This window comes from uncultured Brevundimonas sp., from assembly GCF_937870815.1.
In the GTDB taxonomy this organism is placed as follows: Bacteria; Pseudomonadota; Alphaproteobacteria; order Caulobacterales; family Caulobacteraceae; genus Brevundimonas.
Map to the genome: position 1 here is coordinate 1 of NZ_CALMZS010000173.1, position 10,375 is coordinate 10,375.

At 68.5% G+C, this 10,375-nt stretch carries 11 protein-coding genes; all 11 read right to left on the reverse strand.

The window, feature by feature from the left end:
* Positions 1 to 599, reverse strand: a 599-nt coding sequence (locus tag Q0588_RS11250; protein ID WP_298746074.1) for a cell division protein FtsZ, incomplete at its 3' end; no start/stop codon positions are given.
* Between the two features lie 240 nt (positions 600 to 839).
* The gene (locus Q0588_RS11255) at positions 840 to 4,163 is read right to left on the reverse strand and encodes a TonB-dependent receptor (RefSeq protein ID WP_298746076.1); all 3,324 of its coding nucleotides are present in this window, start codon (positions 4,161 to 4,163) and stop codon (positions 840 to 842) included.
* A gap of 219 nt (positions 4,164 to 4,382) precedes the next feature.
* Positions 4,383 to 5,711: a cell division protein FtsA gene (gene ftsA, locus Q0588_RS11260; RefSeq protein ID WP_298746078.1), complete on the reverse strand. Its 1,329-nt coding sequence runs from the start codon at positions 5,709 to 5,711 to the stop codon at positions 4,383 to 4,385.
* A 10-nt stretch (positions 5,712 to 5,721) separates the two neighbouring features.
* Positions 5,722 to 6,606 carry a cell division protein FtsQ/DivIB gene (locus Q0588_RS11265; protein WP_298746080.1) on the reverse strand — a complete coding sequence of 295 codons (885 nt, stop codon included), beginning with the start codon at positions 6,604 to 6,606 and terminating at the stop codon, positions 5,722 to 5,724.
* Complete coding sequence (locus tag Q0588_RS11270; protein WP_298746082.1) at positions 6,594 to 7,529, reverse strand: D-alanine--D-alanine ligase; 936 nt, start codon at positions 7,527 to 7,529, stop codon at positions 6,594 to 6,596. Before Q0588_RS11270 ends, Q0588_RS11265 begins: the two co-directional genes overlap by 13 nt.
* Positions 7,526 to 7,954: a type II toxin-antitoxin system VapC family toxin gene (locus Q0588_RS11275; RefSeq protein ID WP_298746084.1), complete on the reverse strand. Its 429-nt coding sequence runs from the start codon at positions 7,952 to 7,954 to the stop codon at positions 7,526 to 7,528. The genes Q0588_RS11270 and Q0588_RS11275 overlap by 4 nt, the downstream gene beginning before the upstream one ends.
* On the reverse strand, positions 7,951 to 8,265 hold the full coding sequence (locus tag Q0588_RS11280; protein ID WP_298746087.1) for a type II toxin-antitoxin system Phd/YefM family antitoxin: 315 nt from the start codon (positions 8,263 to 8,265) through the stop codon (positions 7,951 to 7,953). The genes Q0588_RS11275 and Q0588_RS11280 overlap by 4 nt, the downstream gene beginning before the upstream one ends.
* A gap of 132 nt (positions 8,266 to 8,397) precedes the next feature.
* The gene (locus Q0588_RS11285) at positions 8,398 to 8,826 is read right to left on the reverse strand and encodes a type II toxin-antitoxin system VapC family toxin (RefSeq protein ID WP_298746089.1); all 429 of its coding nucleotides are present in this window, start codon (positions 8,824 to 8,826) and stop codon (positions 8,398 to 8,400) included.
* On the reverse strand, positions 8,823 to 9,143 hold the full coding sequence (locus Q0588_RS11290; protein WP_298746091.1) for a type II toxin-antitoxin system Phd/YefM family antitoxin: 321 nt from the start codon (positions 9,141 to 9,143) through the stop codon (positions 8,823 to 8,825). The genes Q0588_RS11285 and Q0588_RS11290 overlap by 4 nt, the downstream gene beginning before the upstream one ends.
* Before the next feature lie 37 nt (positions 9,144 to 9,180).
* Positions 9,181 to 10,092 (reverse strand): UDP-N-acetylmuramate dehydrogenase, encoded by a 912-nt coding sequence (gene murB / locus Q0588_RS11295; RefSeq protein ID WP_298746092.1) that lies wholly within the window; start codon positions 10,090 to 10,092, stop codon positions 9,181 to 9,183.
* Between the two features lie 175 nt (positions 10,093 to 10,267).
* Positions 10,268 to 10,375: hypothetical protein (locus Q0588_RS11300; protein ID WP_298746093.1), on the reverse strand; the 108-nt coding region annotated here is incomplete at its 5' end.

Here is a 10,375-nt window from a genome sequence, read left to right on the forward strand (position 1 = left end):
ATCGAGCGCACGCCCGAGTGCAGCACCTGGTCGGCCATGCCGAAGGCGTCGGCGAAGGTGGTGCGCTCATTGGCGACCCGGAACAGGTTCTGGTTGGGGATGACGATCAGGGTGTCGACATAGCGCTGCAGCTCGGCGATGCCGGCCTCGGCCAGGCGCATGCGGTGGCGGCCCTCGAAGGTGAAGGGCTTGGTCACCACCCCGACGGTCAGGATGCCGCGGTCGCGGGCGCATTTGGCGATGACCGGCGCGGCGCCGGTGCCGGTGCCGCCGCCCATGCCGCAGGTGATGAAGACCATGTGGGCGCCGTCGAGGTGGCCGTAGATCTCCTCGGCCGACTCCTCGGCGGCGTTCATGCCGACCTCGGGGTGGGCGCCGGCGCCGAGGCCCTGGGTGATGGTCTCGCCCAGCTGGATGCGGCGGTCGGTCTTGGCGAACGACAGGTGCTGGGCGTCGGTGTTGGCGACCACGAACTCGACCCCATCGAGGCCGGCGTCGATCATGTTGTTGACGGCGTTGCCGCCGGCGCCGCCGACGCCGAAGACGACGATGCGGGGCTTCAATTCCGTATGTTGCGGACGCACCAGCGAGAGAGACATATGTTCCGACCTTGAATTCCGACCCTGCCCTGCAGTTCCAGATGCGAAAGCCCCGCCGAATCGCATTGGTTATGAGCGCGTTAAGGAAACACCCCATCCGCTTAAGCAAGTGTTACCGGATAGGCTGAGTCGGGTCCGGAGCCACGGATTTCGTTAACCTTCGCCGCAGATTCTCCGCTGTGGACAGGCAAAAAGGGCGGCTCTCGCGAGCCGCCCTTTCCGTCTTCAGGTCGCCGTATCCTACCAGGGACGATAGTTCAGGCCGAAGAAGAAGCGCCGGCCGAACGGATCGAAATTGCTCGTCGTGGCGAGGCCGAGCTGGATCGGCGGATCGTTGTCGAAGGCGTTGACCACGCCGGCTCGCACCGAAAGATCGTCGCGCACCTTCCACCGCACCGTGAAGTCGTGACGGGCGAAATTGCCGGTGTCGAGATATTTGACGGGGCGGGCGTCGGCGTTGCGGACGAAGTCGCGCCGCTGGACGATGTCCTGGGCGGTTTGCCAGTCCACGGTCCAGTTGACGCTGACGGTGTCCGTGGGCGCATAGGTCAGCGACGAGGTGAAGCGGACCCGCGGGTAGAACACCGTGCTGGACAGTTCAGTGCCGTCGGTCGGGTCGTTGGAGTTGAGGAACTGCTCCTGCTCGATCAGCCACAGGCCGCCGATCGAGTAATCGAGACGACCCCAGTTCCGGCCGGTCACCTCCTCGAGGTCCAGGGCGTAGCGCGCCGTGAAGTCGAGGCCGCGCGTGGTCAGGGCGGCATAGTTGATCGAGCCCTGGATGAAGCCCCCGATCGGGTCGTCCGCCGGCGCGCCGATGTAGAATTCGCGGCCCGGCGTCGGGTCGCGGCGGAAGATGGTCGCGCAGGCGGCCGAGTTGAGCGACGAGCCGTTGACGCAGTTGTTGGCCGCGGTCTGGGCGCTGACCGCCGCGATCACCTGGTCGATCTCGATCTCGTAGTAGTCGAGGATGATGCTCAGGTTCGGAATGAACCGGGGCTGCAGAACGGTGGAGAAGGTGAAGCTCTCCGACTCCTCGGGACGCAGGAAGGGGTTGCCCGCGTTCACGCCGGCGACGCCCGAGGTGTAGACCGGCACGAAGTCGTCGGTGTTGGTGGGGGTGGCGCCGGCGAAGTCGAAGGTCAGACCTTGTTGCTGGGCCAAGGCCGTGCAGTTGGCGATCCGGTTGTTGCGGATCTCCGCATTGCTCTGGGCGAGGATGTTGGCCGTGGCGCAGGGATCGACCACGCCGTTGAAGAAGGTCTGGCTGGCCGGGCGGAAATTCTCGGCCAGGTTCGGCACCCGGACCGAGGAGTTGAAGCTGGTCTTGAAGGCGATGTCCTGGATCGGCCGGTAGACCAGGTTGACGCCATAGACCTCGACCTCGCCGACGGTGGTGTAGTCGGCCTGGCGGTAGGAGCCGCTGAGTTCGGCGTATTCGCCGAGGAAGCTGTCCCGGAATAGGGGCAGCGACAGTTCCGCGAAGGCTTCGTCGCTCTCATACTCCGCGCCGGGGAAGTCCGGCCCCCTGTTCAGGAACAGCAGACGCCCGGCGGTGTCCGCGCTGCGGCCGATGCCCTCGGTATATTCGCGGCGGCGCTCCAGGCCCAGCGCCAGGCCGATCGGACCGGCGCCCCAGAAATCCCACAGCTGGCCGGAGACGACGGCGACGGTCTGTTCCTGTTCGTTGGTCTCGCGGACGTTGATGGAGGCGTCGACATAGGCGAGGGCCTCGGCCGACTGGTTGCCGGCGCCGAAGACGTTCAGCGGCACGCACTGGGCGATGGAGTCGCGGCCGTACTGGGTGTCGCGCAGATCGCCGCCGCGGACCCGGTCGTCGAGGTTGCCCATGGCCACGTTCTGGGCGGCCAGCAGGGTGGAGCGGCAGACGATGGCGCCGGGCGTGCCCAGGACGCCGGCGGTGTCGCGCACCGCGTCCGCCGCCAGGGCGAAGCGCTGGCTGTCCACGCCCCGCTCGTTGTTGACGTTGTCCAGGGTGCCGTTGACGTAGGAAATTTCCCAATCGATGTTCTTGACGAAGGCCAGCTGGTCCAGGTCGCCCCTCAGGCCGAGGACGAAGCGATTGATTTCGCGGGTGTTGGTCTGCATCCGGTCAGGGCCAAAGATGCGGTGGTCGGCCCATTGGCGCAGGACCGGCGCCAGGGGCGTGCCGGGCGAGGTCGCGGTCGGCGGCGAATAGTTGGTCACCATATTGGTGCGGATCGCTTCACGCAGGTTTTCCGGCAGGAAGGCGTTGTCCGAGTACCTGAGGTCGAACTGGGTCGTGCCGCGCAGCAGGTTGGCCTGGTCGGCCCGGCGGGTGTCGTCGTTCAGGAAGATGTCGAAGAAGGTCGGCTGGGAGACGTCGAAGGTGTCTTCGGTGATGAATTTGTATTCGGCGAAGGCCGTCACATTCGACAGGATGTCGAAGGTGGTCCCGACCTGATAGCGCTGCGATGTCGATTCGGGCGACCGGCTGACCTGGCCGAAATTCGCCGGATTCTCGCCGTCCCCGCCGACGTTGAAGACCCGGTTCGTCCCGGTATTGCCGACCCGCGTACCGAAATTGGCCAGGCGCGCCGTCGTGCCGTCGAACCACCAGGTCTTGGCCGGATCGACGCTGTAGCAGCTTGGGCTGTTGACGGCCAGGCACCGGAAATAGGGCACGTCGGGGTCGTTCAGAGGGCTGGGCTGCTGGGCGTTGGCCAGGGTCGTCGACCCCCAGCGCGGGCGATCGAGTCGCCGGGCGTTGCCGACAACGTCCGTGTCGAGGTCGCCATCGTATGGCGTGGCCGCCGGATCGGCGTCGAGGCCGAAGCCGAAGGTCGACGGTCCGATATTGGCGGCTCTCAGCCAGTCGAGATCGAGGCTGCGGACCTCGTCGATGTCTTCATACTCGCCGTGGGCGTAGACGTTGAGGCGGCCGTCGAGGAAATTCTCGCCGATCAGGGCGGAGACCCGTTTGCTGGCCTGGCCGTCCTGGTTGATCATGCCGTAGTTGGCGTCGATCTCCAGGCCTTCGAAATCCTTGCGCAGCACGAAGTTGAGCACGCCCGAGACGGCGTCCGCGCCGTAGATGGACGAGGCGCCCCCGGTGACGATCTCGATGGTCTCGATCAGCAGACGCGGGACGGCGTCGACGTCGACCGCCAGGGAGCCGGCCTGCGATCCGACATGACGGCGGCCGTCGACCAGGGTCAGGGTGCGGCCCGGGCCAAGGCTGCGCAGGTTCGGCAGCGACAGGCCGCCGTCGTTGAGGTTGCCGCCCGTGGTGTCGGACGGCACCACCGAGTTGGACAGGGCCGGAATGGTGGCCAGATAGTCGATCACGGTCGATTGACCGGTCGTAAGCAGCGCCTCGCGCGGGACCTGGATCAGCGGGGTCGGGGCATTGGTCGGATCACGACGGATGCGCGAACCGGTGACGACGATCTCTTCGACCTCGGTCGCATCCTGACCGTCCCGGCCGGTCGGCTGGCCGTCCTGCGCCAGGGCCGGAGCCGTGGCGGCCATGACGCCCGCGAGGATCGTCGTGCCGAAGAGAAATTTGCGCTTGAGAAGCATTGATTGGCCCCAACCGAGAATGAAAACGACAAGCAAGGCCCGCCGGGCGGCGAACTCTGCCTTGAACGGGCACGCTATCAGCAAAGGCCGGTCCGACAAGCGAATGTGACGGATCGGCGTCTATTCAGGGCCCTGTCTGTTACAATCTGGACACACCAGCGCCACGAGACCGAAATCGCAGGCGCGGGGGCGCGGGGCGGGCGGATCGCCGCGGTCCTGTCAGAGATTCTCCCGCAACCACCCCGCCGCCCGCGCCACAATTCCGCCGCGGTGCGTGCGGGGCGCGTCGGCGGCGGTGATCTGTCGCGACATCAGCTTGCGGGCCGACACCGCCTCGCGCGGGCCGTAGGCGGCGCGCAGCAGCACCCCGGCGGCCGCGCAGAAGGCCGGACCCGAGGCGGCGTCGGCCAGGTGCGGCGCCCGCTGCGGCTTGCCCAGCCGCACCGGCCGGTCGAACACCCGCACCGCCAGTTCGCGCACCCCGTTCAGCTGGCTGGCCCCGCCGGTCAGCACCAGGCCGGCGCCCGGCTCCAGCCCGACCCCGGCGTTGCGCAGCCGGTCGCGCAGCAGCTCCAGCGTCTCCTCGACCCGGGGCGCGATCACCGTCTTCAGCATGGCCCGCGGCACCACCACCGGCCCGGCCGAGGAATCCTCGCCGCGCGGCGGGGCCTCGAGCATCTCGCGGTCCTCGTTGGCCGAGGCCATGGCCGATCCGTGCAGGGTCTTGAGCCGCTCGGCCCCGGCCCGCGAGGTCGACAGGCCGCGGGCGATGTCGGCGGTGACGTGGTCGCCGCCGACATTCAGGCTCTCGATATGCAGCAGCGAGCGGCCGCCCCACACCGCCGCCGAGGTCGCCCCGCCGCCCATGTCGATGCAGACGCAGCCGAGGTCCATCTCGTCGTCCTCCAGCGCCGCCAGCGACGAGGCCACCGGCGCGGCCACCACCCCCTGCAGGTCGAGGTGGGCCAGCTCCAGGCAGTGGCTCAGGGCGGTGAAGGCGCTCTCGGCCATCGACACCACCAGCAGGTCGAGGCCCAGCGAATGGCCCTTCATCGAGCGCGGATCGTGCACGCCGCGCGCGCCGTCGACCGACCAGGCGATCGGCAGCACATGGATCGGCCGACGGTTGGGCAGGCGGATCTGGGCCAGGGCCATGGCGATGGCGCGGGCCAGGTCGGCGTCGCCGACCGGAGTGGCCCCGAGGGAGACGCGGGCCTGGACGCGATGGCTGGCCATCTGGCCGATGGCGGTGGTCACCACCACCCCCGAGACCGGCGAGCCGGCGGCGCGCTCGGCCCGTTCGACCGCATGGCCGATGGCCTGGGCCGCCTCGTCCATGTTGACGATGCCGCCGCCGCGGACGCCGCGCGACTGCACATGGCCCGCGCCCGCGACGCGGATGGTGCGGTCGGCGTGGCGCACGCCGTCCGGCTTCATGATGAAGCAGCCGACCTTGGACTGGCCCAGGTCCAGCGCGGCCACGACCGGCGCGCGGCCCGCGGCGGATTTTCCGCCATCCACAGACTTGTCCACAGACCGCCCAGCCATTCTACAAACCCTATGCGTCGCCGGCGGAGGGCCGGACGGCGACCTCCTCGGGCGTCCTCAGATCGATGCGGGCGAAGCCGAGCTCCAGCAGCCGTTCGCGCTGGTCCAGGGCGTCGAGCTGGATCAGGGCCGCGTCCTGGTCGGCGGCCGGCAGCTGGATCAGGCTGCCGTCCTTGAGGCGCAGGTCCCAGCGGCGCTCGTCGACGCGCACCAGCGCCTCCAGACGGGCCATCAGCCGGGGCCGCTGGGCGATCAGCGGCAGCACCTCGGCGGCGGCCTGTTCGGCCCCCTTGCCGACGACCAGCGGCAGGTTCGGATAGCGGCCGGCGTCGGCGCCGCGGATCACCTGGCCGTGGCTGTCGATGACCAGGTTGCGGCCCCCGGCCTGCCAGACGGCCAGCCGGTCATGCTCGGTCACCTGCACGATCAGGGTGTCGGGCAGCAGGCGCACGACGCGGGCCTCCCTGACCCAGCCGACGCCCTCGACGCGCTGGCGCACGGCGTCCAGATCGATCGAGGTCATGGCCTGGCCGCCGTCCAGCTGCACCGCGCGCCGGATGGCGGCGGCGGCCTCGGCGGACTCGCCCTCGATGAAGACCTTCTCCAGCTTCAGCCCCATGCCGACGGCGACGCCGTCGAGGCCCCGGCCGATCGAGGCGCCGATGCGGTCGGCGCGGGCGCCGGTCGCCAGCACCCCGGCCAGCACGACGATGCCGGCCGCCACGGAGATCATCACCGCGCGGGGCGACAGGTCGAGCCGGCCGATGGCCGCCACCTTGCCGGGGACGGCCGGCGCATTGCGGGGGGCGCGGCCCCTGCCCCCCTTCGGAGCCCCGGGCCGCTTGGCGGGCTGTTTCGAACTCTGTCGCCGACCGCCGCGAACTACCGCGGGCATGAGGCGTCCTCCACCATCCACCGGACCAGGTCTTTATACCCCATCCCCACAAACGCGGCCTGCTCGGGGACGAGCGAGGTCGGCGTCATGCCGGGCTGGGTGTTGACCTCCAGAAGAACGAGAACGTCGTTAAGATCGTCATAACGAAAGTCGGATCGGGACACCCCGCGGCAGCCAAGAGCGGTGTGGGCGAGCTCGGATTGCCGAAGCGCCGCCTCGAACACATGGGGCGGCAGCTCGGCCGGCAGCTTGTGGACCGATCCGCCCGGCGCATACTTGGCTTCGTAGTCGTAGAAGCCCTTGACCGGGGTGATGTCGGTGATGGTCAGGGCGCGCGGGCCGGTCTTCTCGCCGAGCACCGACACGGCCAATTCCTGGCCGGGAATGAAGGGTTCGACCATCACCCGCCCGCCGTAGGTCCAGTCGTCCGCGCCCACGGCGGCGACCGGAGCATCGCCCTCCAGCACCCGGTAGACGCCGACGGACGAGCCCTCGGCGTTGGGTTTGACGATATAGGGCGGCGGGATCACATGGCCCCGCGCGACCTCGTGCCGGTCGAACAGGCCGCCGCCGGGGACGATCACCCCCGCGGCCTTCAGCACCGCCTTGGTCTTGTCCTTGTCGAGGGTGAGCGCCGACGCCAGCACGCCGGAGTGGGTATAGGGAATCTGCAGCGTCTCGAGGATGCCCTGGACACAGCCGTCCTCGCCCCATTGGCCGTGCAGGGCGTTCAGCGCCACGTCGGGCTTCAGCGCCGTCAGCACCTGGGCCAGGTCGCGCCCGGCGTCGACGCGGCTGACCCGCGCCACCTGCCCTTCCAGCGCATCGGCGCACATCCCGCCCGAGGACAGGGACACCTCCCGCTCGGACGACAGCCCGCCCATCAGGACGGCGACGTGCAAGTCTGCGAACGGGCGGGTCATGGGCGGGTATCCGCGGGATTCAGCACGGCCACGTCCAGCGGCGCAAAATGCTTTGTGTTGCGCGTCACTATAGTCATCCCGTGTATCGCGCCCGTCGCCGCGATCAGTGCGTCCATCACGGGCTCCTTGGCGCCCAGACGGCGCAGGCGGAAGACGAATCGCCCCCACAGATCGGCGACCCGCTCATCGACACCCAGAATCCGACCCTCGAAATTGGGCAGGACGTAAACGACGAGCCAGTCCTGAAGATCGACGCCGAACCGGTTCACGGCGTTCTGCTCGATCCCCGCGCGCAGTTCCGCCACGACGGCCACGCTCAGGAATGTCTCATCGGGCCGCACCCCTTTCAGCCAGGAAAGGACCGCGGGGTCGGGTGGACGCTTGCTCAACTCCGAAATGATATTGGTGTCGATCAGGAAGGTCATTGATCGTCGTCGAAGGCCGGACGCAGGTCGCCGCCCAATCGCTCGAACACGACTCCCGACCCGATGATGGGGGCGAAAAGCTCCAACAGGCCCCCGGGCCTGCTTTTCCAGTCCGCGCCAAACGTCTGGGGTTCGTTGAGCCGGTCCCAGTCCTGCGCCGATACGACGACGACCTCGTCCTTGCCATATCGTGTCACGCGTTGCGGCTGTCCCGCCCGCGCGCGGGCCACGACTTCGCTGAACCGGGCCTTGGCCTCGGCGACCGACCATTCGGCGGGATGGAGCGACTTGGGATCGACGCGGCGGTTCATGTTGGTCATCATAGTCATAATGACGCCCGCTTCAAGCTGGGGGTCTGGAGCGGGCGGCCGATCCTCTTGATCTCCCGATCAGGGTTTACGTCGCGTTTACTTTGACCGCGAGCCGGAGCGTTTTCGCGATGCTCAGGCTCGATAGGTCCAGGGATTGAGCACCGGCACGCCGAGAGGCGCGAAATCGCGCTCGTTGCGCGTGACGACGACCATTTCGTGGACGACGGCGGTCGCGCCGATAAGCGCATCGACGGCAGGATCGGGCCGGCCCAGCCCCTTGAGGGTGAAGGTGTATCGGCCCCACAGGTCGGCCGTTGCCGTGTCGATGCCGAGGATTCGGCCTGAAAAGCGAGGCACCAGCGCCCTCGTGAGCCAGGCTTCCAGATCGACGCCGTGCCGATTGATCGCGCGGTTCTCTATTCCCATGCGGATTTCCGCCAGGGTGCCGACGCTGAGGTAGGTGTCGTCCTCGATCACGGATCCGAACCAGGCCATCACCTTTGGATCGGACGGCGTCCTGGTGAATTCCGAAATGGAATTGGTGTCGAGAAGATAGGTCAATCGTCGTCGCCGAACACCGGGGTCCGCAGGCTGCCCGGCATTCTCTCAATCACGACGCCTGACCCGCGCAACGGTTCGAACAACTCCAGCAAGGTCCCTGGCTTGCGGGTGTCCGGCTTGCCGATGGCTTCCCTGCGCGCCCAGTCGGCAGCCGAAACCACAACCACCTCGTCCTTGCCGTAGCGGGTCACGCGCTGCGGGACGCCGGCCTTGGCCTTCGCCACGAGTTCACTGAACCGGGCCTTCGCCTCGGCGACGGACCATTCGGCCGTGGGAGCGGGCTTGGGATAAACGGCGGGGCTCATGTTGGTCATCATAGTCATAACGCCGCCGTCGCTCAAGCGGCCGAGACCCTCAGGCCGGTCGCCCGATCCGCTTGATCTCCCAGTCGAGCTGGACGCCGGTCTTCGCCAGCACATCCGCCCGCACGGCGTCGCCGAGGCCCTCGATGTCCGCGGCCGTCGCCTCGCCGGGGTTGATGATGAAATTGCTGTGCAATTCGCTGAACATGGCCCCGCCGCCGGTCGCCGTGAACAGTTTCCCGCGCCAGCCCGCCTCGTCGACCAGTTTCCACGACGAATGGCCGGGCGGGTTCTTGAAGGTCGAGCCGCCGGTCTTCTCGCGGATCGGCTGGGTCTGCTCCCGGCGGGCGGTGATTTCAGCGATGCGGGCGGCCACGGCCTCGGGGTCGTCGGGCCTGCCCCGATAGGTCGCCTCGATCCAGATGATGTCCGTGGGCGCCTCGGAGTGCCGATAGGTGTAGCCGAAATCGGCCAGCGCATAGTCGATCCGCCCGCCCGCCCGCGTCAGCCCCCGGGCCGAGACCAGGACATCCTTCGTCTCCGCGCCATAGCAGCCGGCGTTCATGGTCAGGGCCCCGCCGATGGTCCCCGGAATGCCGGCGTAGAATTCCAGCCCGGCCAGCCCCGCCTTGGCCGACGCCTTCGCCACCATGGAGTCGAGCGCCCCGGCTCCGGCGGTGATCGTGTCGCCGTCCGTCGTGATCGCGGCGAACGGCCGCCCGGCCAGCCGCACCACCACCCCCTCGACCCCGCCGTCGCGGACGATGACGTTCGAACCGACGCCGAGCACCGTCACGGGCGTGGCCGGGTCCAGGGCCTTCAGGAAACCGGCCAGATCGTCCGGGTCGGCGGGGATGAACAGCGCATCCGCATTGCCGCCCACCCGGAACCAGGTGAACGGCCCCAGCGGCTCGTCGCGCAGCAGCTTGCCGCGCACCGGGGGAAGGGAGTCACGCCACGTCATTGAAGGTCTCGCTCAGGATTCCATCTCCCGATGGGAGAAGGTGGCGGGGCGGAGCCCCGTCGGATGAGGGTCGGCTGGTGGACATTCGTCGCTGACGGTCGCCTCGCCCTTTCGCGCAAGGACGACGGCTGCGCCGCCGTGCGCTCAAGCCCTCTCCCATCGGGAGAGGGTATGATCACCCCAGCCCCTCCAGCTGGCCCGGCAGCGCATAGGCCCACTGGGTGATGTCGCCGGCGCCCAGCAGCACCACGAGGTCGCCCGGCTTCACCTCCGCGGCGATCAC

Excerpts from the sequence above, each read along its gene's own strand:
- Q0588_RS11255 (WP_298746076.1), bottom strand. The coding sequence starts at position 4,163 with ATGCTTCTCAAGCGCAAATTTCTCTTCGGCACGACGATCCTCGCGGGC.
- ftsA (WP_298746078.1), bottom strand. The coding sequence starts at position 5,711 with ATGGCTGGGCGGTCTGTGGACAAGTCTGTGGATGGCGGAAAATCCGCC.
- Q0588_RS11265 (WP_298746080.1), bottom strand. The coding sequence starts at position 6,606 with ATGCCCGCGGTAGTTCGCGGCGGTCGGCGACAGAGTTCGAAACAGCCC.
- Q0588_RS11270 (WP_298746082.1), bottom strand. The coding sequence starts at position 7,529 with ATGACCCGCCCGTTCGCAGACTTGCACGTCGCCGTCCTGATGGGCGGG.
- Q0588_RS11275 (WP_298746084.1), bottom strand. The coding sequence starts at position 7,954 with ATGACCTTCCTGATCGACACCAATATCATTTCGGAGTTGAGCAAGCGT.
- Q0588_RS11280 (WP_298746087.1), bottom strand. The coding sequence starts at position 8,265 with ATGAACCGCCGCGTCGATCCCAAGTCGCTCCATCCCGCCGAATGGTCG.
- Q0588_RS11290 (WP_298746091.1), bottom strand. The coding sequence starts at position 9,143 with ATGATGACCAACATGAGCCCCGCCGTTTATCCCAAGCCCGCTCCCACG.
- murB (WP_298746092.1), bottom strand. The coding sequence starts at position 10,092 with ATGACGTGGCGTGACTCCCTTCCCCCGGTGCGCGGCAAGCTGCTGCGC.